The organism is Lysinibacillus parviboronicapiens (assembly GCF_003049605.2).
Taxonomy (GTDB): Bacteria; Bacillota; Bacilli; order Bacillales_A; family Planococcaceae; genus Lysinibacillus; species Lysinibacillus parviboronicapiens.
Window position 1 is genome coordinate 1,525,082 of sequence record NZ_CP073713.1, and the last position, 25,088, is coordinate 1,550,169.

At 35.2% G+C, this 25,088-nt stretch carries 22 protein-coding genes and 3 pseudogenes; 18 read left to right on the forward strand and 7 right to left on the reverse strand.

Annotated features, from left to right (window positions below; translation table 11 throughout):
• Both C9J31_RS07165 and C9J31_RS07170 read left to right on the forward strand, forming a co-directional pair.
• Entirely contained in the window at nt 1–672 is a 672-nt protein-coding gene (locus C9J31_RS07165) for a response regulator transcription factor (protein WP_107951739.1), read from the forward strand.
• Nucleotides 673–691: 19 nt separating this feature from the next.
• A complete protein-coding gene (locus tag C9J31_RS07170) occupies nt 692–1,600 on the forward strand; it encodes a sensor histidine kinase (RefSeq protein WP_107951738.1) in 909 nt (302 codons plus the stop codon).
• A gap of 242 nt (nt 1,601–1,842) precedes the next feature.
• Here the strand turns inward: C9J31_RS07170 and C9J31_RS07175 are convergent, their stop codons facing one another.
• The gene (locus C9J31_RS07175) at nt 1,843–3,078 is read right to left on the reverse strand and encodes an IS110 family RNA-guided transposase (RefSeq protein ID WP_107951746.1); all 1,236 of its coding nucleotides are present in this window, start codon (nt 3,076–3,078) and stop codon (nt 1,843–1,845) included.
• Between the two features lie 564 nt (nt 3,079–3,642).
• Here C9J31_RS07175 and C9J31_RS07180 point away from each other — a divergent pair.
• Nucleotides 3,643–3,855, forward strand: coding sequence for a hypothetical protein (locus tag C9J31_RS07180; RefSeq protein WP_107951072.1), 213 nt, complete (start codon nt 3,643–3,645; stop codon nt 3,853–3,855).
• Between the two features lie 110 nt (nt 3,856–3,965).
• Here the strand turns inward: C9J31_RS07180 and C9J31_RS07185 are convergent.
• Nucleotides 3,966–4,418, reverse strand: a pseudogene (locus tag C9J31_RS07185) (hypothetical protein); the annotation flags it as partial.
• Here C9J31_RS07185 and C9J31_RS07190 point away from each other — a divergent pair.
• Nucleotides 4,418–4,792, forward strand: a pseudogene (locus tag C9J31_RS07190) (winged helix-turn-helix domain-containing protein); the annotation flags it as partial. The pseudogenes C9J31_RS07185 and C9J31_RS07190 overlap by 1 nt on opposite strands.
• A 400-nt stretch (nt 4,793–5,192) precedes the next feature.
• A pseudogene (locus C9J31_RS07195) lies at nt 5,193–5,612 on the forward strand (ABC transporter substrate-binding protein); the annotation flags it as partial.
• 796 nt (nt 5,613–6,408) lie between these two features.
• Here C9J31_RS07195 and C9J31_RS07200 read toward each other — a convergent pair.
• On the reverse strand, nt 6,409–7,197 hold the full coding sequence (locus C9J31_RS07200; protein WP_107951071.1) for a hypothetical protein: 789 nt from the start codon (nt 7,195–7,197) through the stop codon (nt 6,409–6,411).
• A 381-nt stretch (nt 7,198–7,578) separates the two neighbouring features.
• Between C9J31_RS07200 and C9J31_RS07205 the strand changes: the two genes are divergently transcribed.
• From C9J31_RS07205 to C9J31_RS07265, 13 genes are all read left to right on the forward strand, one after another.
• Nucleotides 7,579–7,947, forward strand: coding sequence for a hypothetical protein (locus C9J31_RS07205; protein ID WP_107951070.1), 369 nt, complete (start codon nt 7,579–7,581; stop codon nt 7,945–7,947).
• Nucleotides 7,948–8,902: 955 nt separating this feature from the next.
• Nucleotides 8,903–9,088, forward strand: a complete 186-nt coding sequence (locus tag C9J31_RS07210) for a hypothetical protein (RefSeq protein WP_107951069.1) — start codon at nt 8,903–8,905, stop codon at nt 9,086–9,088.
• A gap of 466 nt (nt 9,089–9,554) precedes the next feature.
• Complete coding sequence (locus C9J31_RS07215) at nt 9,555–10,124, forward strand: glycoside hydrolase family 73 protein (protein ID WP_107951068.1); 570 nt, start codon at nt 9,555–9,557, stop codon at nt 10,122–10,124.
• Between the two features lie 12 nt (nt 10,125–10,136).
• Nucleotides 10,137–10,775: a response regulator transcription factor gene (locus C9J31_RS07220; RefSeq protein ID WP_107951067.1), complete on the forward strand. Its 639-nt coding sequence runs from the start codon at nt 10,137–10,139 to the stop codon at nt 10,773–10,775.
• Nucleotides 10,772–12,106, forward strand: a complete 1,335-nt coding sequence (locus tag C9J31_RS07225) for a sensor histidine kinase (RefSeq protein ID WP_107951066.1) — start codon at nt 10,772–10,774, stop codon at nt 12,104–12,106. Before C9J31_RS07220 ends, C9J31_RS07225 begins: the two co-directional genes overlap by 4 nt.
• Nucleotides 12,107–12,750: 644 nt before the next feature.
• Complete coding sequence (locus C9J31_RS07230) at nt 12,751–13,818, forward strand: sensor histidine kinase (protein ID WP_107951065.1); 1,068 nt, start codon at nt 12,751–12,753, stop codon at nt 13,816–13,818.
• 386 nt (nt 13,819–14,204) lie between these two features.
• A complete protein-coding gene (locus C9J31_RS07235; protein ID WP_010858707.1) occupies nt 14,205–15,566 on the forward strand; it encodes an ethanolamine ammonia-lyase subunit EutB in 1,362 nt (453 codons plus the stop codon).
• Between the two features lie 15 nt (nt 15,567–15,581).
• A complete protein-coding gene (eutC, locus tag C9J31_RS07240) occupies nt 15,582–16,439 on the forward strand; it encodes an ethanolamine ammonia-lyase subunit EutC (protein ID WP_107951064.1) in 858 nt (285 codons plus the stop codon).
• Between the two features lie 211 nt (nt 16,440–16,650).
• Complete coding sequence (locus C9J31_RS07245) at nt 16,651–17,115, forward strand: ANTAR domain-containing response regulator (protein ID WP_238602190.1); 465 nt, start codon at nt 16,651–16,653, stop codon at nt 17,113–17,115.
• 701 nt (nt 17,116–17,816) lie between these two features.
• Entirely contained in the window at nt 17,817–18,509 is a 693-nt protein-coding gene (vanR, locus tag C9J31_RS07250) for a VanR-ABDEGLN family response regulator transcription factor (protein ID WP_107951063.1), read from the forward strand.
• The gene (locus tag C9J31_RS07255; protein ID WP_202973816.1) at nt 18,442–19,623 is read left to right on the forward strand and encodes a sensor histidine kinase; all 1,182 of its coding nucleotides are present in this window, start codon (nt 18,442–18,444) and stop codon (nt 19,621–19,623) included. Before vanR ends, C9J31_RS07255 begins: the two co-directional genes overlap by 68 nt.
• Nucleotides 19,624–19,711: 88 nt before the next feature.
• Nucleotides 19,712–20,635: a D-alanyl-D-alanine carboxypeptidase family protein gene (locus tag C9J31_RS07260; protein WP_107951061.1), complete on the forward strand. Its 924-nt coding sequence runs from the start codon at nt 19,712–19,714 to the stop codon at nt 20,633–20,635.
• A gap of 246 nt (nt 20,636–20,881) precedes the next feature.
• Nucleotides 20,882–21,490, forward strand: coding sequence for an undecaprenyl-diphosphatase (locus C9J31_RS07265; RefSeq protein ID WP_107951060.1), 609 nt, complete (start codon nt 20,882–20,884; stop codon nt 21,488–21,490).
• Between the two features lie 177 nt (nt 21,491–21,667).
• Here the strand turns inward: C9J31_RS07265 and C9J31_RS07270 are convergent, their stop codons facing one another.
• The 4 genes from C9J31_RS07270 to C9J31_RS07285 form a co-directional block, all read right to left on the reverse strand.
• The gene (locus C9J31_RS07270; protein WP_107951059.1) at nt 21,668–22,936 is read right to left on the reverse strand and encodes a PTS ascorbate transporter subunit IIC; all 1,269 of its coding nucleotides are present in this window, start codon (nt 22,934–22,936) and stop codon (nt 21,668–21,670) included.
• Nucleotides 22,937–23,063: 127 nt separating this feature from the next.
• Nucleotides 23,064–23,327, reverse strand: a complete 264-nt coding sequence (locus C9J31_RS07275; RefSeq protein WP_107924879.1) for a PTS sugar transporter subunit IIB — start codon at nt 23,325–23,327, stop codon at nt 23,064–23,066.
• Complete coding sequence (locus tag C9J31_RS07280; protein WP_107951058.1) at nt 23,327–23,782, reverse strand: PTS sugar transporter subunit IIA; 456 nt, start codon at nt 23,780–23,782, stop codon at nt 23,327–23,329. The genes C9J31_RS07275 and C9J31_RS07280 overlap by 1 nt, the downstream gene beginning before the upstream one ends.
• 399 nt (nt 23,783–24,181) lie before the next feature.
• Nucleotides 24,182–25,075 (reverse strand): LysR family transcriptional regulator, encoded by an 894-nt coding sequence (locus C9J31_RS07285; protein ID WP_107951057.1) that lies wholly within the window; start codon nt 25,073–25,075, stop codon nt 24,182–24,184.
• Between the last annotated feature and the right edge of the window lie 13 nt (nt 25,076–25,088).

Genomic DNA, 25,088 nt, shown 5'->3' on the forward strand with positions numbered 1-25,088 from the left:
ATGGCAGAGATATTAATCATTGAAGACGATGTTGCAATTCATTCCTTAATAAAAGAAACATTAGATTTACATGGTTATAATACAATAAGTGCATACTCTGGAACGGAAGGGAAAATGTTAATTGCACAAAACAATGTAGATTTAGTTCTATTAGATTTAATGCTACCAGGGATGAATGGAAAAGAATTTCTACAAGAAATTCGATCTTACTCTACAATTCCTGTGATTGTGATCACGGCAATTAATGACCAAAACTGGATTGTGGAACTTTTAACGAATGGGGCAGATGATTACATCACAAAACCATTTAATGTGAAGGAACTTCTTGCACGAATTAGCATTCAATTACGACATGCCTCAAAGTCTTCCGTCGGCAATAGTGCCGAAATTCAGTACAAGGATATAAGAGTAAATTTAGACACACGTGAAGTTATAATAAACGATCAAACGCTTTCTCTCACTGGACGAGAATACGCAATACTTCTACTGTTTCTTGAAAATCCACAAAAAGTCTTCAGTCGTGCCAATATTTATGAAAGTGTTTGGAATGAACCATTTTTTGATAACAATAAAACGATTAATATGCATATCAGTAATTTACGGAGTAAACTGAACTTAGCTAATACAGCCTATATTAAAACTGTATGGGGCATAGGCTTCAAATTTGATTAACAATAGGAGTGTGAATGTTATGTGGGGATGGATATTTATCTTTCTAGGATTCGCGCTTCTATTTTATATTTATTTCTTAAAGCGAGAACTTCGGAAATTGAAATATGAGGTCAAGCTGCTACCGGATCGCTCCAGTTTTGGCTACAGGTTATCTCTTGATTTTCGTGAGCGAACATTGTTGGATTTGGTCGATGAATTGAATAAAATGATCGATGCTTTTGAAGAAAAGAATCGCCAAGCAAGACAGATGGAAGAGACTGTGAAGCTATCAATTGCTGGGCTCTCACATGATCTACGGACACCACTCACATCAATAGACGGCTATGTTCAACTTTTACTTACTGCCAAAGATGGAGGCAGAAGGAAGCACTATCTAACTATTATCGAACAATCTGTTAAACGTCTGATTGAGATGACAGACCAGTTTTATGACTTGGCACGTATTGAAACGAACCAAAAAGAAATAGAATTCTCTTCTATTTTGCTTTATAACCTAGTTGAAGAAATTTTCTTGTCCTACTATGAACAATTTGAGGAAAAGAGAATTGAAATCCGATTTCCCGAATATGAAAATAACAGACCAATTCTTGCTGATCGTTTAATGCTAATACGCGTTATACAGAATATAGTTCAAAATGTAATCCGTTATGCCAAAAGTCAAGCTGTTATAAGTTATGGGGATGAAGAAAACTATCTTGTTTTTAGCGTAAAAAATGACATCAAACCAGATAGTAAAGTTGTTGTAGAAAAAGTATTTATGCGTTTTTACACAGAATACACCAGTAGAACGAATACCGAATCAAGCGGCTTAGGACTTTATCTGACAAAAAAACTAGTCGAAAAAATGAATGGGAAAATAGATGCGGAGTTGGATGATAATTGGTTTATTCTTAAAATCCATCTCCCCATCAATAGAATTCCAATTTAAACATTAGAAGCTAATAAGAATGTTTCTGAAACAGAAAACGTAACAATTAGCAAAGAAAATATAAAAATAGTACAGTCGCTCTATAAGATTGTGAAAAAAAGTACTTAAGCTAAACCAGCTAATAGATTGTCAATAAAAATCTTTTAAATTAAAAAACACTTCATGCTATACTAAAAAGCGCAACCCAAATAACCCTCCGAATTCGATTTGGAAGGTTTTTGTTGTATTTGAAAATGCTGTCACTACATGGTTTCTTGGAATGGTGTTTTCGTTTTTAAAATCGCATAAATCCAATGTAAAAGCTTATTTGCACAAGCAATAATGGCTACTTTATATGGCTTTCCTTCCTCACGTTTTAAATCGTAGAAGGCTCGTAATCGCTTATTTCGTGCGATAGTTTCAGGTGTTGTTTTCTTTTTCCGACTATCTCGAATAGAACAACGAACAGCTGTATAAAGCATGTGGCGAAGCATAGCCGAGCCGCGTTTAGTAATGTGATTTTTCGTGCCTTTAAAGCGACCTGATTCAAACACACTGGGATCTAGTCCTGCAAAGGCTACTAACTTTTTCGGATGATTAAACCGATCAATTTCTCCGATTTCTGAAATAATCGTTGCAGCGATTTTTTCACCAATACCGGGAATTGATTGGAGTAATTCATATTCTTCAAGTTGTGCCGCTAACTCATCAATCTCACGCTCCAACGTAGAAAGTTGTTGGTGGTACACTTGAAGTAAATCAATATACATATTCAAACTGACTAGAAGACTTTGATAAAGAGTTGATTGAAATGGATTGCGTTCTGCAGCTCCGATTAATTTTTCCGATCTTTCAAGCGCCCAATTAAACGAACGTGCTTTGCAATGTGTATCAATGAATTGTGCGATCTCTTCTACCCCTGCTTCTTTAACTGATTCAGAAGTAGGGTAAGCTTGTAAAGTTTTTATGGAAATCTCAGCGTATAAATCGCCAAAAACTCCTTTGTACTCAGGGAATATTTGATCTAATACGGCTTGAAATTGAAGCTTTGTTTGAATCATAATTCCCGTCATATTTTCATGTTGCCTTGTTAGATGCCGAAGGTTTAATAACTGTACACCACGCTTTTTCTGAGGCGCTAAATCCTCTTTGTAATACAGTTCGCCTAAGTGATAAGCATCAATGGCATCTGTTTTGGTTTTTCGCAAGCTAGAACTTTTTGCTCGGTAAGATACCAGTGGATTTACGATAATGACAATGTATTCTCTTGCTTCTAAAAACTGTACAACTGGGGCATGATAGTGACCTGTTGATTCCAAAACAACAGGTGGCTTCATTCCTGTTTGACGCTCTAAATCTAATAAATAAGAGTGTAACTCTTCCAATCCATCCACCGTATGATCAACTTTCACGCTGCTTTTATAGGGCATTTTTTTATCCAAGAACATTTGAACCTGACTTTCACCTTTTGCGACATCCAGACCAACTACTGGATTCATAGTTTATCTCCTCCTAAGGTAGTGTATTGACCGGTAACCTCTATCTAGCTTGTTATTCATATCTTCGCTTGTTATACGAGATCGTAATGTCCCAACCAGCCTAATCATGTGTTAACAAGTAGAGGGCGAACAGTTTAGTTGTCGGGATCTAGTCCCACGGGTGCTTCCGTTCGACCCCGGCTACTATCAATCTATAAATTGAATAAAAAATAGTCAACCAGATTACTCTGGCTGACCTTATAATACGAACGAGTGCTTTAGTTGAACAAGAATTAAACAACTTTATTATTGATTTTTTCTACAATCACATTTAAATGGTTAGAAATTAAACAACTTTAAAGAGCCTTACTACAATATGATTTGTAGCGAGGCTCTTATTTTTAGATCAGAATTAAATAACTTTACAATCACTTTACACAAGTTTCTGATTTCAAACATGTCTATTTTAGCTTATTCAAGGAAGAACTACTCAACGGAAGTGGACACTATTTATGTTGGAGAGTGAATACCTTGCCGCAATTGCTGGACAATTAGATAAAGGCATATATGGGGAATATCACGATAATGCTAACCAATACCGGAATCCCTACCATTTTTGTTTGTGATATTCCGATTGACTTATTACCACAATGGCAAATAAATCAAATATCTGAACATTATAATCCACGTAACAGCAATCTTGCGTTATGGATTTCAGAAGTATTAAAACCTGAACATATTGTTACACATGAACATCCATCAAATATATTTAAGCGTACCTGTGCAAAAGTAGCATAGGGTCAAGTTGGGTTGGACACTAAAAGAAGATTGAAAGGCTTAGGAGATATTCCTAAGCCATTTTGATGTCTTCTAATATAGCACTTGTTTTATGTATTTAAAAAGATTCTATTGTTGGCGTTTGGCACGCCAAGTGCTGGCAAACCTGCACGTATAGCAACGGGCAACAGCACGGCCCCTAATAACGCGACAGCAGGAGAATGCCAGAAAAACCAAGAGATAAACATCATTAAAATTCCAATCGTCCAATAAGCTAGCGTCGGTGTTTTAATGATTTTTGTAAATGGCGCAACCATGACCTCGTTAATACCAGATGCCATTAATACGCGACTCATCGCAACAATAATGGAAATAATGAGGATGGTCGACAAAAGCTCAGTAATCGCATAGATAAAACTGTTAAACACACCACTTATAGAAGAAGTTAAATCGCCGGTAGCAACAATGGCTAGCATGAAAATGCCAAGTATACAAATGAGGGTGGTATCGCGACGCTTAACCATAAAACCTATAATTAAAACAATGAAAACAACATAAATCCAATGGAGAGCAGTGAGTTCAATTTGTGAAAGAAGAATTAGTAGCAAGGATAGAAGTTGTTTTAAGAAGGGGGGAAGGTATCCAGACAAACGAGACTAATTTCTTTCGGTTTAAAGATATCTTCGTGGATGCATCCCGCAATATTGTGACAAAAGATGGAGAGAATTTCCTGCTTACTAAGCGTGAGTATGACCTACTTGTATTTTTAATTAAGAATAAAAATACAATATTGAGCCGTGAAATGCTTTTGAACCAGGTTTGGGGATATGACGTAGCAGTAAATCCAAATGTAGTGGATTTATATATTGGATATTTAAGAAAAAAGCTAAAGTGCGAAAAGAAAGACAGATATATTCAAACAATACATGGCAGGGGTTATTCAATGATTGAATGGTAAAAGTAATATACTAGGTAAAGTATAGTTTGTCACAGTAATCAATATTAAACATAATTGAAAAAACACGAGTAAAAACACGAGTAAAAACAGTTTCAACCAGTTTTGCTCGTTTTTTTGTTCTATTAAATGTGATAACCAAGCAGTTTCTGGAAGATATTGAAGAGAAGGAAACTATAAAAAGAATACTTCACGCATTACTTTCTTGTATCCAATACTTAATGTGAAAAATTAACTTTATTTATCATCTTACATTTTTCACAAAATTTTCACAGTATTAAAGACTATACTGATTCACAGAACGGTTAAATGAAAATGATTATCAATAGTGATTAGGATGGCTAGCAATTACTATCCATTTCAATCTATAGACTTCATCATTTTCGAAATAAATTACATAATAAGGTCTGCTTATAATGGAACAGATAAAGTGATGAGTGTTATCGTTGGTGGTGGGGATATTGGTTTTTCAGCTCCTCATTCTGGACGTGTTTGGGGACCAATGTATGAAATTTTCGGTTGGGCACCAGCATTAGAAGTTGCCGACTCTACTTCAGATCATAAAGGTGATGAAGTTTCTGTTGAAGCTATTGCGCAAAGTAATCCTGATTGGCTTTTCGTATTAGATCGTGATGCTGCAATCTCTGGTGAAGAAAATGCAGTTCCTGCTCAGGATGTTATTGCTAACGCACCTGCTCTTCAAAAAACAACTGCTGTTTCTAAAAAACAAATTATTTATGCACCTGCAGATACTTACACAAATGAATCAATTCAGACTTATATAGAGTTGTTTGAAAACCTTGCAAATACTTTAGTTAAGTAGTGAAGGAGCATAAAATAGTGCTGAAAAATGTAACTTCTAGGGTTGAGAATCCTTCTCAACCCCAGTTTTATAACCACAATAAAAAAGAAGCATATCAAAAAATGAGTATGCCAAAAAAACTAATAGAAAATTAAATTATTTACTGTATCTTCCACAGATCACAACAGCTACTCTAGTTGAAGTTGCTTCCTGTATTTTACAGGCGGCAGCTTTTTTAAATGCCATTGCCTAAATGAAAAGAAGTAAAAAAGCATTCAGTTAGATTTCTTCTTTTTTATTTTTGATGAGATTGATTTAAGTATGTCCCCAAGATTCTTTTTTTGTATGGAATTGGGTAGGTAGTATATTATTTTATTTAATTGAGCATGGGCATTTTTTTACAAACAAGAACGTTAGTTTTGTAATTTATGCAAAATAAATGTTCTTGTTAAGGAATATCGAATGATTTAAGTGCAACTGATTATGGGAGAAGACATTTGTGCTTGTTGTATTACCTTGAACCCTAAAGTCTTCAAATAGTTTTAATGCAACTTCTTTGTCATCAAGATTTATATAGACAACAGCTAATTCTACTAATATATTTTCGTAAGATTGGGGTTGCAAAACTGTTCCAAGTTATAAAACAGATACCAAAAATAAAAAGACTACCTTTAATTACGCTTGACTTTCAGCTGTATCCACATAAATTGTTCCTTCTATGAAGAAAAGTTTACTAAACAGAATAAATCAAAATGCCCTCCTAAAAGTCACTATTTAAAAGTAAACCTATTTGGAGGGCGTATTTGATTAATGAAATTTACCAACCAAAATCAAATTCATATGTGCTAATTGTCCCTGTACCTCGTCTATATTTAAACTCACCTAAAACTTTTGACCCTCCAATAATATCACTGTTAAGAGCTGTATATTTCGAAAAGTTCGTAGTGACAGTATTACTCGAATTATAAACAATAGTTGTAACTGGAATAAGGTTTGTTGTTTCAGTAGCAACATACATTGTCCCGTCTGATTTCCATCCAGTTCCATAATTTCCTGCCTTATGTTCGAAATAAGTCATGTGCCATTGTGAATCGAATTGAAGAGGTGTTACTGTATATTTAGTCAATTTACGTGTATTATATCCTCCCAAATTCATCGAGTCATAGTTTAAAATTATTTTCATTGCAACAGTTGAGCCAGTTGGCCCTTGCGTGTCAGTCGTATCTAATGGTGTGATAGCGGCTGATTCAGTTTGTTCATTTGTTGCCTTCTCTGGATCAATAACGAATATTGATAATTCTGATGAATTTTTAGTAATTACATCTCCGTTTGAAAGTGTTTCTTCAGTAAGAATTTTATCAATCAAAACCTTTTTTACATGTTGTTCTATATCATCAGTAACAATTACTTGTGTATGCTCATTGTTGACTAACTCGCCTTTCAATGCTTTTTCAAGTATTACATCATTTGATAATTGAATCATTTCAAAATTTTTCACAAAAGATTTCTTTGCAATTTCAGTAGCCAGAGCATTATTGCTTAAACTGCCAATTACTAAAATAAAGATGGTGCTAAGTAACATAACCAGGATTTTTGAACCTTTCATACACTTACACTCCTTTTATTTTAATTTGGATATCATGATTTCAGTTATCAATAATCAAAAAAGTATGAATACAAAATATGTATCTATACTAACTATTTTTGTAATATTTATAATAACTATCAACTATATCCAGTTATAATTATAATACCTATTGTAAATAATGTAAATATTTATAATATTCAATCTCTTTTTGCGGAATCTAATCGAATATTCAAACTAGTAATCTATCTAAATACCTAAAAAATTGTTTTTACAAAGGTCATTAAAATACTACTAAATTCGTAGTATTTTAATGACCAATTATTTAGTATATACTTTTATTAACTATTTTGGTTATTTAGTGATAACCTAAAACTAATACATTTAGAAAGGGTGTAAAAGATGAAGTTTAAAATTTTTACCATTTTATTTTGTATTATGTTCTTATCTGGTTGTATGCCTAAAGTCATGACTTTTTCAGGGGAAAATGAGAACTGGGAAGTACAGTTTGTGGTATCTTACGACAAAATTAAAAATGATAAATGTGGTGCTACGAGTGGTTATATTCGATATATAGGTGATAAACCTATTCCTAAACAAATTGAATATACTATTGTTCACGATTTAGAAACTTCTGGATCGGATTCGTTAGATAAAAATGGCGTTTTTACAATGGCCAAAGGATGTTCAAATGCAGTTGAAGGTACAGAGGTTGAGATAAAAATAAAATGGGATAACCAATCAGAAACGATACCTTTAAAAGTGAAATAAACAGATGATTCTAAACAATATATGTTCAACGTTTAGTTCGATTTTCTGTCTGTGGAAAAACAAAAGTTGAAAACGAAATGGGCTTTTATTAATGGTAGTGAATCTTTTGAAAAATATGGCTATTAACAGAGAAAGACAGTAAAGAAAACAGAGTGGCTTGGCCAAACAAGAAAAAGGAGAAATCGATGTCGTTCGATTTCTCCTTTTCTATCTTATTGACTAGTTATGTCGCAGCCTCGTTCTAATTTGTAATCTCTTATAAGTATCCATTACAGAAGTTTTTATTTATCTTTAATTAAAATTAAAAACACCGCAACAATCGTTGTCACAACAAGCGCATTAAAAATCCAGAAGTTTTTGGATTAGATTTTTATGTTTGTTCCTTCTTATATAGCAATTATCTCATCAGCAATAATAGTTGCAACTATTGAAGTGTTCCTTTTTTATTAACCATTTTAGGGTATACGGCTTAGCCATTCCTGTTTCAATTGGCTCTATTGTTGGCTCGTTCTTAGGTTTAAAGATAATACCTTATATCAAAACAAAGTGGATTCAAGTTCTATTACCAATCATATTTTTCTTGCTGATTGTTCAGGTCGTATCAGATTTATTGACATAAATCACTCTATCTGTTCCTCACTAATTGGATCCCCAATTAACAATGCCCGTAAAGTAGTAAAAAAGAAAGGCACCTGTACAACTTGAAAACGTAATAATTCTTGTTAACTCAACTGCTTTTATATAGATATATTGATTTTTTAGGTAATAGGTTATATTCATAAGAGCTGAGCCTGGTCCAAAACAACCATCATATATTGAAATCACAAACGGAATGAGTTTATTTATTGGTTGTTCCTGTCTTTTATGTCTTTTACCATAAATTTATTACTGCCAAGTACAATAAAAAATACAAAAATTAAGCATACACAAGCTACAATATTCATGACTCGTTCCGATGCGGAAGCAGGGTACGGTAACTTTAGCACCGTCCTATAGTGTGACAGAAGGTATAACAAATGGGAAACTAGCGCGGGTGTATGTTGAACAGGCACATATTCAGCAAAGTTTATGTATTTGTACACGCAAATCAGATATTGAAGAGCATCCATTTATTCAGTATTTAAAAGATCATTCGCTATAAATTAACCAATCTAAAAGTAATAGAATCAAAATCGGGAACAAGCATTAGACATGCTTATTCTCGATTTTTTCATATAAATTTATTCTTCACATGTAGCTTCAACTTATTAATAAACATGTTGTGAAAATCTCAAAAAAGTAGTGACTTTTTTGCAGTAATGACTCTTTAGACTCTTCTATAAACCTTCAATCCAAAAACATATGAAATCAATAACACCATCCAACCGATTGACAACCACAGATCATTTCCAACAGCCTGCGAGTCTAATAGATTTCTAATGGTTTGAATAATATATGTCATCGGTTGATTTTCTGCAAATATTCGAACTACACGATATTTCCGTTATTTGACTTTCATTCTCTATAAAACATTTAAAAAACTTATTCCAGAAAAAATTTTGTCAAATGAATGTAACATTCTTGTTTTAAGATACAAGAAATTAAACCATTTGAAACGAGGTTCAACAATGAGCAAAATTAATTTTAAAAAAACATCAATAATTTTACTAGTAGTCATTTTAGGTATATTATCTGTCCTTTGTTTGGGGAGATTTTTATTCAAAGATAGTAGAGAAGAACTTCATTTTATAGATGAAATTGCAACAGTAGCTGTGGAATTAAACCAACAAACAGGTGGCATGTTACCCAGTGTAACGATAGCTCAGGCTATTTTAGAATCGGGTTTTGGCAAAAGTGAATTGGCTGTAAACGCAAATAACCTTTTTGGCATAAAAGGACGGTATCAAGGAAAGTCTGTAAAAATGCCTACGATTGAATATAAGAATAATAAAAGTTATACAATAGAAGCTGAATTTAGAGCTTATCCAGATTGGAAAAATGCGTTAATTGACCATAGCAAATTAATTTTAGAGGGAACGAGTTGGAATGAACAACAATATTATGAGGTACTTGCTGCAACAAATTATCAAGAGGCAGCCTATGCATTGAAAAAAAGCCACTATTCCACAGATCCTTTGTATCCCGAAAAATTAATTGCTATTATCGAACAGTATAATTTAGGGAAATATGACAAGTAGGAGTTAGATAAAATGAATATCCTTATTGCAGATGATGAACTAGACATGTTAAAGATTTTGCAGAGCTATTTTCAAAGGGAAGGATTTACGGTATTTACTGCTACAAATGGAGCAGAGGCCCTTGATATTTTCTATCATGAAAAAATTGATTTGGCCATTTTGGATTGGATGATGCCAGAAAAAGATGGCATTACAGTTTGTCGCGAGATGAAGGAGACACAAAAAATTAAAGTATTAATTCTAACGGCTAGAGACACAGGAGAAGATGAATACCTTGCTCTATCTGATGGTGCAGATGATTATGTAAATAAACCATTTTATCCACAGGTGTTAATTATGAGAGTGAAAAAATTACTGCAAATGGAATCCGTTCAACGACTAAATGATGTTTCATTCGATATCTCAAGCCAACGCGTTTGGCGAGAGGGAAAAGAATTAGATTTAACAAAAACTGAATTCCAACTTTTACGTGTATTTAGTCAAAATAGAAGACAAATATTAACTAGAGATCAACTGCTAGATTTGATCTGGGGTATGGATTATATGGGTGATCCACGAACGGTAGACACACATATTCGGCGCCTGCGGGAAAAAATTGGAGAGGATATTATCCAAACGCATCGAGGTGTTGGATATAGTACAAGCGAATGAAACATAAAATTGGAACAAAATTGACTATTTATATCACGCTTGTTGTAATCATCACTTTTAGCATTTCTCTTGTGGTGAGCCAGTTTTTTCTACCAAAATTTTATCTCTATCAATTGAACCAAAAAGTAACGAATGCTTTGGTCGCTTATCAGAATTATGATGATGAAAGCTTGGTGGAGCGTCAATTTGATGTGACGATACTTTCAGTATCGCTTGATGATAATATAAATGACCTTAATGAAAACTTAAAACAACAACTGTCAAAAGAACATATTGCCCTTAATAAATTTTGGGTTTCTGATGAAGTATTACAAAAAGTGGCTGAAGATAAAATTGTGGGCAAGCTTTATGATCAAGGGAAACAAAAGTCTAGTTTTATTGTGCATTATGCAAAAGAAGGTAACCAGCTAATGATGATTGGGTCCTCTATGGCTAAATTTACTGACATTGCTTATTTTATTAATCGATTTAACCTAATTCTTTTAGCCATTAGTATATTCGTGATTATGGTAGTTACAGCCATTCTATCTCGAAAACTAACAAGTCCGCTAAATGAACTTAAAAAAGTGGCAAAAGAAATTGGGGAGTTGGATTTTAAGCAGGCTGAAATTCGAACAGGTGATGAAATCGAGGAACTTGCGAGAAGTATCAATAAAATGAGTAAGGCACTTGAATCAGCGCAACAGATATTAACAAAACGCAACATTGATTTAAAGCAATTTATGATAGGTTTAACACATGAGCTTAAAACGCCTCTTGCCCTGATAAAGGTGTATTCGAGTGGAATAAAAGACGGTTTAGATGATGGGACTTATCTAACAGTTATTAATAAGCAAGTTGATAGAATGGAAAAAATAATTACAGATATGCTTTATTTTGCTAAAACGGAAGAAAACGATTCTAAAAAAACCAGTTTTGATTTAATTGAGTTAATACAAGAGATAGTGAATAGTTATCAACCGATACAAGGGGATAAAATAATTCAACTTAAAACGGATGCTACTGAATTCATACTGAAGACAGAGCAGGAAAAAGTCCATTTTATTTTAGAGAATATGATTAGTAATGCAGTAAAATACACTTCAGGAGATGATATAGATATTTCCCTTGAAGAAAATGGCGTGTTTGAAATTAGTAATGCTACAACTCTTATAGATATTTCTAGAATATGGCTGCCTTTTTATGTCGGAGAAAGTTCTCGTGACAAGCATTTTTCAGGTACTGGGCTTGGACTTGCAACAGTTAAAAGTCTTGCAGAGCAATTAGGCTATTCTGCTGAAGCTACACTCGCAAACGGAAAAATAACTTTTAAAATAGGATTTATCAAATGATATGAGTATTGATTTAACGAGGGTTTTCGTTAATCAGTCTAAGCTCATTTCAGATTGATGACAAAAGGTATTCGAAATAATCACATTGCGAATACCTTTTGAAACAATTTTTGTATCCCTCGTAAGGTTTTTCAACATATACCATGCCTTCTTTGGCATCCGCAAAGACAGGTTCATTCTAGCCATCACCGCAATTATTTATAGACATTACACTAGTTGATTGGAGCGCAGGCGGCGACTTCTGCAAAGAATAGCATGGAATGAAGGCCCCACAGAAGCGAAGTGACGAGGAGACTGAAGCCATGCCTGCGAAAAGCGTCCGCCGTAGTAGAAAGCAACGGGCTCATATAGATGCTTCTATGTTGAAAAGAAAAGTGACTGTGACTGTAAACATTAAGTATTTTCGAGACCTGATATGCTACTAATGGATAGATAAAATTAAGATCAATAGCAGCTTACAATTTGCGTACGAAATGGTCTTCAGGCACTATTTGGTCCATTGTCAGCACTTCTAATTGTTGTCGTTCATTATTTATATTTCTTCTTCCTAGATATGTTAAATCGATTTACTAGTTTGTTACATTGAACACACTTTTTGTTTTTGCTATAGTGTTTGAAAACTAGAAAAAGGGGACGTATAGGTCATGAAAGAAATTTTAGACTTAAACCACTTAACCGGTTTATCAAATGAACAGTGTGAAATTATTTTAGTTGCGGCTCAGAACCTGCAGATAATAGCTGACCTTTCTCAAGCAGATATATTTATTAATTGTCTGTTGAAAAAAGACAATGCATCTTTAGTTGTAGCTGAAGCAAAACCTACTACGACGCCTACTTTGTATAAAAAAAGTATGTTAGGGCATATAGCATTTGAAGAAACGGAACCAGGTGTATTATTTAGTTTAAAAACTGGCAAACCAATTTTTAAATCAAGAGGGATAACGGAGGAGCGTGGAATCATGCAACAAGACATTATTCCTATAAAAGATCTGGGTGGGGAGACCATTGCCGTGTTAATTAAAGAAAGGGATATCTCCCAAGAAGTACAGAACGAAAAAAATATGGAGCAACTTATAAATGCGACCAATAGTGAGGAAAAGCAAAGTGTATATCAAGCCATTGTTGTTCAGGAAATCCATCACCGCGTCAAAAACAATTTGCAAGTTATTTCTAGTTTACTGCGATTACAAATGCAACGGTGTCATTCGGTGGAAGTAACGGAGGTATTTCATGACAGTATATCGCGTATATCCAGTATGGCTTTGGTTCATGATTATTTGGCACAGCGCGGCATTGAGGAAGCAGATATTAAATTTTTAATACAACAAATTTCTACATTGCTAGTCTCTTCATCCATTATTCCAGGTCAAGATATTGCTGTGTCTGTTGAAGGGGAATCGGTATTCTGTTCTCCCGACAAAGCAACAGCTGTTGCACTGATTGTCAATGAGTTGGTTCAAAATAGCATAAAACATGCTTTTCCTGCGTTGAATCGCGGGAATATTGAAATAATTTTAAGGCAACGAAAACAAATGGCCACTATTATCGTAATGGACGATGGATGTGGGATAGGAGATTCTTTTTCCACAGGCGATATGTCTTCTTTAGGATTACATCTTGTGAATATGTTAGTGGAAGAGAGGTTGCAAGGGGTTCTGTCATTCCCACTGTCCGACAAAGGCACAAAAGTTTCGATAACCTTTCCGATTTAATAGCTATCAACGTTAGTTAATACTATCAGTTAAAATAAATTAGTAGTAGCTACTAGTGAAACTAATTCATTGTAGCGTAGAGAATTCAAAGCAAGTCACCCCAAAGAAATTTAGTTGTACAAGATTTCGAGGAAGCTTTTGTCTTGTCCGTAGCGAGCAATTCGAGCGGAAATGAGCAGAAAAGGATTGAGCTCTAATCTAACAGGTATTTATTTTCGAAAAGAGGAAGCTCTCTTTACAAAATCCTTACGAATAGTGTAAAATGAACCAAAATAATATTTGAGGCAAAGGCGCCTTTCACGCCTGAAGAAAATTTCTTCAGGGAATTGTGAAAGCGCTTTTTTTTCGTTAATTGCAATCTTTAACATAAAAAGGGGTGTTAAATGATGAAATTGTCCTGTGTTGTAAAAGGAACTCACTATACGTTTTCGTCGGTAAGGGAGGTACTTGCAAAAGCAAGTGAAATGAAATCTGGGGACGTGATGGCGCGTATAGCAGCACAATCATCCCTAGAGCGTATGGCAGCAAAAGTAGTACTTAGTGAGATGCAGCTGAAAGAGATTTATGAGAATCCGGTTATTCCATATGAGTTAGATGAAGTAACACGCTTGATTTATGATGATATTAGCGACACGATCTACAAAGATATTCAAAATTGGACAGTTGGAGAACTGCGAAATTATATCTTGTCATCTGATACAGGTGCGTATCAATTATTAAGGCTTTCGAGGGGATTGACGAGTGAAATGATATCAGCTGTTGCCAAGCTTATGTCAAGCATTGATCTTGTTCTTGCATCCCAGAAAATGAAATATCAAGCACATTGTAATACTACAATAGGGGAGCCTGGCCGCTTGGCATTTCGTTGTCAGCCAAATCATCCAAATGATGTTCCAGAAGGAATTTTGTATTCAATTAAAGAAGGGTTATCCTACGGAGCAGGTGATGCGGTTATTGGTATTAATCCGAATGTAGATACGGTTGAATCCGTGAAAAGTCTTTTGACAATCTCACATGAATTTATTGAGAAATGGCAAATCCCAACGCAAAATTGTGTTTTGGCCCATATCACAACACAAATGGAAGCACTAAAACAGGGGGCACCTATCGCACTTATGTTTCAAAGTTTAGCAGGCACACAAAAAGGCAACGAAGCATTCGGTATATCGAAAAAAATTCTTGATGAGGGATATGAGATGATGGCTCGTTATGGTACATCAACAGGCCCGAACTTTATGTATTTTGAAACAGGCCAAGGTTCGGAGGTATCTTTAAATGCCGACTATGGTGTAGATATGCAAACGCTTGAATCAAGAAGCTACGGCTATGCACGCCACTGGAAACCTTTCATGGTCAATACTGTTTCCGGCTTTATAGGACCGGAGACACTGTATGATGGTCGCCAATTAATTAGAGCGGATTTGGAAGATGGGTTTATGGGGAAATTGCATGGCTTGCCAATGGGAATTGCGCCCACTTACACAAATCATATGAATGCCGATCAAAATGATCAGGAAGTGGCTGGCATAATAACAGCAGTTGCAGGCGCGAATTTTTATATGGGCGTACCAGGTGGGGATGATGTTATGCTTAATTATCAAGATACAAGCTATCACGATGATGCTAGCTTACGCGAGATTCTAGGACTCCGACCACTTCGAGAATTTGAAAAATGGCTGGAAAAAATGGACCTGATGGAAAATGGCAAGCTAACAAAACGTGCGGGAGACTTATCAATTTTTGATTAAGGGAAGGGGGATACAATGAATATTCAAAAAATTGTTCAAAGAGTAGTAGAAGAAGTACAGAAAAACTTGAATTCGCCAAATGCCAATAGCGATCAAAGAACGGAAGAGATAATAGATTTTCCAGAAAAACGGATAAATGGCGTTGTAGAACCGCATAATGCTGCATCTATTGAGCGAGCACAAAGTATTACACCTGCCCGTATTGGTATTGGTCGAACTGGCACCCGCATGTTGACAACAAGCTATTTACAATTTTTAATTGATCATGCAGCTGCACAGGATGCTGTATCAAGAGGTGTAAGTGATGATTTTCTTCGGGAGATAGGGTTGCATAAGCTGGAGACAAATGCTCGTGATATGCAATCTTACTTAATGGATTTAGATTCTGGTCGAAAGCTGTCAGATGAATCGGTTAAGTTTCTTGATGAAAACGGAGATAAACGAAAAGATGTGCAAATTATTGTTTGTGATGGCTTGAGTTCTTCGGCTGTGGAAGCCAATGTAGGTAATTTATTGCCTGCTTTAATACAAGGGTTAAAATTAAAAAATATCAGCGTCGCTAAGCCATTTTTTATTAAGCGAGGACGTGTATGGGTGCAAGACCAAGTAGCTGCTATTGTTGATTGTGACCTAGTGATTTCATTGATTGGTGAAAGGCCAGGTCTAAATACAGATGAAAGCTTGAGTGCATATATGATATACCGACCTACTGAAAAAACGGTTGAAGCCGATCGGACGGTAATTTCAAATATTCATAAAGATGGACTGACACCACTTGAAGCGGGTGCCTATTTATCTGAGTTGATTGAACAAATGCTTCTTGCTAAGTGTACAGGCGTTTCTTTTGCTCAGCAAAGAAATTTCAACAAGTAAAGATAACAGGTATCCTGTTTTTGAGTGATTACATGTAAATCTTGGACGTCGAGTAACTATCTGTTGCGCTTTAATAATGGCAGTAACGTAACAAAAGATAGTGATTTACTTAAAGTCTGTTGAATAGGGCCGTTTAATGCAAGAAAAACAATGTTTATGACATGAATTATACGATAATCCTTTTTTCTGTTCAGAAAGGTTGTGATGTTTTATGAAAAAACGGATACTGATTGCTGAAGACGAACCAATTATCAGACTGGACTTGAAAGTAATGCTTTGGAATCACGGTTATGAGGTAGTCGGAGAAGCAGGAGATGGGGATCGAGCGATTGAACTTGCTTATAAATTAAAACCAGATCTTGTGTTAATGGATATAGACATGCCAAAACTAAATGGTTTAAAAGCAAGTGAGGTTATTGGTCGTCAACTGGATATACCAGTGTTGTTGATTACTGCATATAGTCAAAAACAATTTGTAGAAAAGTCTAAGCAAGATAATGTTATGGGTTATCTAGTGAAACCAGTTTCTGAAGTTAGCTTAATTTCAGCAGTCATCATTGCACTTCAACAAGCTGAGAAGACACAGAAGCTAAAGCTAACTTTACAACTCACACAAGAACAGATTCAAAAGCGAAAAATGATTGAGCGCGCCAAAGGGCAACTTGATGGAAAGTAATCAGCTATCGGGCGACTTGCGGGACCAAAATAGAAACAATGCTGCAATTGAAGTTTTTAAATTGCAGCATTGTTTTTTTGCCTCATCGAACCTGCAATCCATTTGTTGGACACTGAAGTGATACCAAATAAAATTAAAGGTTTAAATTTTGAAACGACTTATAGATGAAAATAATAAAGCTAAAGTTGTAGTAATAACTTTGAATCCATATGAAAGTATTGTAGCTGCTGTACTGGTTAACGTAGAAACAAAGATACAAGAATGACAAATATAAAGTGAAACTCCAATCCGTGGGGATCTTCTTCACTGTAGCCGTTTTGATTTTTCCACATGGAGCAGGCATCTTGATTGTTAAGTTGGGATCAAGATTATCTTAAGAAGTACTTAAGAATTTCAAAATAAGTATGAAGATTTATGAATTAACTTAAAAATTTTCAAATTATTTGGTTTAATGGATGTGGAAAGAGGATAGGGGGTATTCATTTTTTAACTGGATAATTACAAAAAAATGGATGAATCTAGGATGTTGCTTTCGGCAAGCCATAAGAAGAAAGTGATTAAATGACAAGTATATTGAAAGCAGTGATATACTTCGATGTTTATGATAATATGTCACGGGAGATGAATAGAAATAATAAGGTCAGCACCTACTTATATTAGAGTGAATTCTTGGTTTAAACTATTTTAAGGAGAACAACATAGTGAGTATAAATATTTTAGTAATTGATGATGAGAAGGAAATTGCCGATTTAATAGAGGTTTACTTAAAAAATGAAAATTACAACGTCTTTAAATTTTATACAGCAAAAGAAGCCCTTCATTGTATTGACACAGTAAAGTTGGATCTTGCCATTCTTGATATCATGATTCCTGATATTGATGGTTTTACTATTTTGCGAAAAATTAGAGAAAAATTTAATTTTCCGGTGATCATGCTAACTGCGAAGGAAGAGGAAATTGATAAAATAAATGGTTTTTCGTTAGGAGCAGATGATTATATAACAAAACCTTTTCGCCCATTAGAATTAATTGCTCGTGTAAAAGCTCAAATTCGGAGATTTACTAAGTATAATCAGGATACAAAACAAAATGAAGACATTATTGACTTTGCAGGTCTAGTCTTGAATCACAATACACGGCAAGTTTTCCTAAATGAGAGACAATTAGCTCTTACGCCTACAGAGTTTTCTATCCTTTGGTTTTTAAGCTTAAATCAAGGTAGAGTCATTAGCTCAGAAGAATTATTCAAAGAAGTTTGGAAAGAAAAATATTTTAATAGTAATAACACGGTGATGGTTCATATTCGACATTTACGAGAAAAAATGAATGATTCTGCTGAAAAACCAAAATTTATTAAAACCGTGTGGGGAGTGGGCTATACAATTGAAAAATGAGTTTGGAATGTTAAAAAGGAAAATTATTCTACAAATTATCTTCATATTAGTACTGACCATGATTATTGGTTATATTATCAACTACACTTTAATTGATGGTATGTTACAAGCACCTTTTGCGGACTGGTTTATAAGATTTTGTGAGGATGTACTTCAGTTAGACTATTACGCAGCACAAAATGCGTACAGAATATTATTTCAGCAGAATAAACATTTATGGTTAGCTATCGGACTCATTATTTTACTTCTGGTCATTTTTTATGTAGCTCTTTCTCGTTTTACCCGTTATTTTATTTTGATTAGTACAGGTGTAACGATGCTTTCTGATGAATCAGATAAAGAGATACGACTCCCTTCAGAGCTTGAATTCATGGAAAAGAAGCTAAATACTGTGAAAAGTAAATTAGAAAAACGGGCAAAGGATGCGCAAGAAGCTGAACAACGAAAAAATGATCTTGTTGTTTATTTAGCGCATGATATCAAAACACCTCTGACATCCATTATTGGATACTTGAGTCTGTTGGATGAAGCGAAGGATATGCCTGTCGAGCAAAAAGAAAAATATGCAAAGATTACATTAGATAAATCATATAGACTTGAGCAATTAATCAATGAATTTTTTGAAATTACAAGATTTAACCTGCAGTCCATTATTTTAGATAAGGAAGCCATTAATTTAAACTATATGTTACTGCAATTGGCAGATGAATTTTATCCTTTGTTAGCGCCAAAAGGACAGCAAGCCGTTGTGAATATTCAAGGGGATATTCAGATTTTTGCTGATGCCAATAAGTTAGCAAGGGTATTTAATAATATTTTTAAAAATGCCATAGCATACAGTGATGATAACAGTACCATTGATATTAGTGCTGAAAATGTCATGGACCAAACAATCATTACATTTACAAATAGGGGAAAGGCAATTCCTCCTCAAAAGTTAGAGATGATTTTTGAAAAATTTTATCGCTTAGATTCTTCCCGGTCTACACAGACAGGTGGTGCGGGGCTGGGACTGGCGATTGCCAATGAAATTATTGTCGCCCATGGCGGAAGTATATCTGCAACGAGTAACGATGACAACACAGTGTTTACAGTACAAATTCCACATTCTTAAGAAAACTTAAGATTTCTATAATGGATTATTAAAAAAGGACTCCTTTTTCTATGTTTCAATAGAGACAATGAGAAAAGGAGTTGTTTTTATGTTAAAGAAAAAGAGTTTATTTAGTCTCTTGTTAAGCATAGTCATTATTTTAATGTTTATTTTATTTGTAAAAGAAAATTCGAAGAATCCAATGGAAGACATTTTGGACTCGCCTCAGATGGAGATGCCAACGAAAAGTGATGAAAGTTTGGATATTGATTTACACAGTTCAAATGCTGTATTAGTCAATTTGGATGAAAATAAAATCTTACTGGACAAGAATAGTGAGGAAGTCATTTATCCGGCTTCTTTAACAAAAATAATGACTGTACTTGTAGCAATTGAAAATATACCGGAATTAAATGAAAAGGTTTTTCTTCCTCAAAGTATATTTGCAGATTTATATAAAAAAAATGCTTCAATGGCAGGCTTCCTTGCAAATGAAGAGGTAACCGCTAAGGATTTACTTTATGGTTCGATGTTGCCATCTGGAGCAGAAGCATCTATTGGTTTAGCAAATTTTGTAGCAGGGTCAGAGAGAAAATTTGTCAAACTCATGAATGACAAAGCACAACAGTTAGGGATGAAAGACACGCATTTTACGAATGCAACTGGCCTCCATCACCATGACCATTATACAAGTGTTAAAGATATTTCAATACTTCTACAATATGCATTAACAAACAACACATTTCGTGATGTGTACACAGCACAAAGGTACTCTACATCCCCGACCAATCTGCATCCAGAAGGCATAACATTTACAAATCGCATGTTCAAAAATATTAGTTCAAGTGACTTACCTAAAGGAAAGATTATCGGCGGCAAAACAGGCTATACAGAAAAAGCTGGCTTATGTCTAGCAAGTCTAGCTGTCATAAATGAGCAAGAATATATCCTCGTTACAGTAGGAGCTGAGGGTGACCATCATACCGAACAATTTAATATTACGGATGCATTTTCGGTGTATAGTGGCTTATAAAAGCATTAACTATATTGGATACATGTGAATGTGAATTATGGAAACAAGCATTTGAGAATGACAATGGAGGGTCTCTTTTTTCCCACATTAACGATCAGTAGGACGCCTACCTCAAGCAGAAATAAGTAAGTTTCGAGTCAAAGTGACAATAATGTTAGAGTAAACTATTTAATGTCATCAGAATCGATGGTTCCTTGATATCTTTTTTCTTAATATAGCTGTATAAAGCTTAAAGGAGAGAGTATCATGAATATTTCGGAAATAAATAATCAGTTATTTAGAACGGTTAATAGCTTAGGGAAAGAATATCAACACCTTAATTTACCAATGATTATCATTGCTGAATATACAGTTTTTTTCTTAGCTATTTTCGTTATACTGTTGTGGTTTACTAAAAATAAAGAACATAAAATAATGCTTATTTGCGGAAGTATAGCGTTTATTTTGGCTGAAATTGTAGGGAAACTTGCAGGATTATTGCATTTTAATCATCAACCATTTGCGGTGCTGTCAAATACCAATCAGTTGATAGAAAAAGCAGTCGATAATTCTTTTCCTAGCGATCATACTATTTTATTTTTTTCATTTTGTATGACCTTTTGGTTGTTTAAAAAAGGGACATGGTTTGGCTGGATTTTGTTAGCTATATTAGTGGGCGTTTCACGTATTTGGGTAGGCGTGCATTATCCATTAGATGTTTTTGTCGGTGCTGTTATTGGGATTACTTGTGCAAGTATCATTTACTTTACAGTGCCAAAATTAACAGTTCTAACAACTACCATCACGAAATACGAAGCCATTGAAAAAGTAATTATTGCAAATTTCATCAAGCTAAAAAAACTAAAATTTAAATGAGATGTTTAACAATATGAATCCTTTATGTAATCTGGGTCAGTTTTATTTATAAATATTTGGCTAATAAATTCTAAACAAGTCTTTAGATTTTACGATTTTTGAAAACCAAGCAAAAAAGGGGCTTTTAAGGCCCCTTTGGCTATTTTTACGAGTAAATGTTGGGTTCCCTCAGCGCATCTACACGGCTCCAAATAATTTCAGAATATTAATAATGAGGATACCTACTACTCCGAAGTCTGAATCACCGAAAGTTGTACCTTCGTAACCGATATCCCCCATAAATATCAGAAGGATGGCTGGTATAAAACTGATTATCAAGCCATTGGCAAAGGCGCCTGCCATGGCACCCATTCGTCCACCCGTTGCATTTCCGAAAACCCCAGCAGCTGCCCCTGTGAAGAAATGGGGGACGAGACCAGGTACAATGACTTTTAACCCAATGAGTGGGAGCGCAAACATGGACAGTAATCCTGCAAAGAAGCTAAATAAAAAGCCGATAATTACTGCATTTGGCGCGAATGGAAAAATCGTTGGGCAGTCCAATGCAGGTTTTGCTTTCGGAACGAGCTTATCCGCAATCCCTTTAAATGCAGGAATAATTTCTGCAATGAGCATACGCACACCTGCTAAAATAATATATACCCCTGCTGCGAAAGTAATGGCTTGAATAATGGCGAAGACGATGAAGTTAGAGCCACCTGATAATTCTTTTTCAATATAAGATTGACCAGCAAACATTGCGACAATGATAAAAAATATGCTCATTGTTAAGGAAACTGCAACAGATGTATCTTTTAAAAAACCTAGCGATTTAGGTACTTGAATAGCTTCTGTTGAATGTGCTTTATTTCCAAAAAGCTTGCCAATTTTAGCGGAAACATAATAGCCAATGCTACCAAAGTGACCGACAGCAAAATCATCGCTACCTGTAATTTGGCGAACAGTTGGTTGTAAAATAGCAGGGAATACAACCATACATATACCTAATAAAATAGAACCAACAATAATAAGCGGGGCACCACTCATCCCACCAACAGAAAGGGAAGCTGCGATTAAACACGCCATAAATAATGTATGATGACCAGTTAAAAATATATATTTTAAAGGCGTAAATCGCGCTAACAATAAGTTCATGACCATACCGAACACCATAATCATTGCAGTGGATGTACCAAAATTCGTTTGAGCTGCTGCAACAATGGCTTCGTTATTTGGAATAACCCCTTGCACATTGAAGGCAACATCGAACATTTTACTAAAATGAGTTAAAGAGCCAATTAAAACGGCGGCTCCAGCGCCAAGAATCACAAAGCCCATAATTGTTTTTAACGTACCTGAAAGAACGGTTGAAGCGGATTTCTTTTGGATTAGTAAGCCGACAAATGCGAAAAGGCCGACTAGTATTGCTGGTGTACCTAAAATGTCATTCATCATAACATCTAACATACCAACACCTCATCCTATCCAAATTATTTTTTACATCCCGTACTAACTGTGCTCAGCCACCTATTTCAACATGAATAAAGGAGAAAAAAAGGGGAGGCGATTTCATTATAGAAGTAAAAATCATGCATTATAACAACGGTTCAAGCTTTGATTTAATTTCAGGAATACTCATCATATTGACGACACGGACAATTTTTCTAAAACCATCATCTAGTTGATCCACAATGTCTCCTGCACCGATATACATATCAGCTTGCTCAGCCGTTGCAGTTGTTAAATCTGTATGCGTTACATCGGCTTCTTGCCCGAGTTCAGCCAGTGCTTTTTTTACAGTGAGTGCCATCATGAAACTACTACCTAAGCCATTGCCACACACGACTAAAATCTTCATTATATTTGCTCCTTTGTAGCGTAGTGTTTTATTTTTTCAACAATGCTTTCTGGATGCTGGCAGGCGATAATATTGTCGATTTGAGTGGGGTCCTGTAAAACGAGCGTTAAATCGACCAATGCCTGTAAATGAGAGGCATCATCTATAGCCGCTAAGACAATGATTAAGTAAACGGGTTTATCTAGTGCGAAATGTACAGGATTTTGTAAGCATAATAGGCTCATGGCGAATTCGTTCACCCCTTTAGTTGGCCGAGCATGGGGAATCGCCACTTTAGGGGTTAGCACTATATAGGGACCGTGTTCTTCAATGGCCTGAATCATCGCTTCAATATAGCGCTGTTCTATTTTATGTTGCTGTAATAATGGGGAGGAAGCTAAGCGAATCGCATCCTGCCAAGTGTCTACCTTGTTAGCAATTTGAATCGTCTCCTTAGTCAGTAACTCGGAAAGCAAATTGTCATACCTCCTTTCAATGGGCATTTAAAAGACTTCTCTTTATGTTATTAATGCAAGTTAGGTAATTATGTCAGGAAGGGAAAATTTTTTAGTGAAATTGTTGAATGCTGACGGATGTGGATTTTTAATAATCGAGAGATGTCAAATGGCTGCCAATGACCATTTTTAAGTAGGAGCGTATAGTGGCCGCTCCAGCGGGAAAAGCAAGCGAACTGCGACCCTAGACTGAGCTTTTATGGGAACGAAGGCTAAAAGCATCACGTCCTGTGACAACGCCTTCGTGACCATGCCCCCTTGCCCGCGGAAAGCGTTCGCCTGTAGCGGAATTACTGATGTGATAGGAACAATTACTTTATTTTCTTTTATAATATTCGCCTTTATTGATATGAAAGTGAACTATGAAATTGATTCCGCTAAATCGTAGATAGATTTTTTTACAAATGCATCGATGTTATTGTCTAGTCTGGATTTAGGATAGACGAGCTGAATTTTTCGTGTCAGTGTTATGTCATGTAAATCTTTTTTCATTAATAGACCTGATTTTAGTTCTTCCTCAATAAGAGCCACTGATAGAAAAGCAATGGTTTTGCCAAAGGTAAGCATCTTTTTAATGGTACTGACAGAATCGAGTTCAATCGTATAGAAGGATGGCTGGAAAGGATCCATCCATTTTTCGATAAAGTGATTAGTGGAACTGGATGAAGTGTGCAATAATACTTTGTTTTTAAGGACATCTGACTTAGAGATGTCTTTTTTTGTTGCAAGTTCATGGTTAGGGCTTAAAGCTAATACAAGCGAATCTTCGCCAATCGTTTCATAGACGAGGGATGGATGTTGTTGTTTTGTCTCCATGATTAAACCAAAATCGAGTTCTTGGAGGGCCACCATATTTTCGATTTCAGGTGCCGTCTTTACCTCTAGGGAAATTCGTATGTCTGGATAAGCCGTTGAAATTTGATGGATAATATCAGGCATAAAAATATGTGCTGGTAGTCCACTTGCACCTAGTCGGATGGAGCCGATATGGCCGGCCAATAGATTTTCAAAGAAGCGATTTATGTCCTGTTGTAATTGCACAATTTGGCGGGCATAGTGATAGAGCCCTTGTCCGGCTTCTGTTAATCGATAGCCTCCTGCGTTTGTACGAAATAATCGCACACCATATTCCTCTTCAATCGAGCGAATGTGGAAGGATACAGTGGGTGGTGTAATCCCTAGCTCTTTTGCGACAGGAGCTAGTTTTTTTAAATCTACGAGTAAGCAAAATGCCTGTAATTTTAGCTGATTCATTTTATCCTCCTAA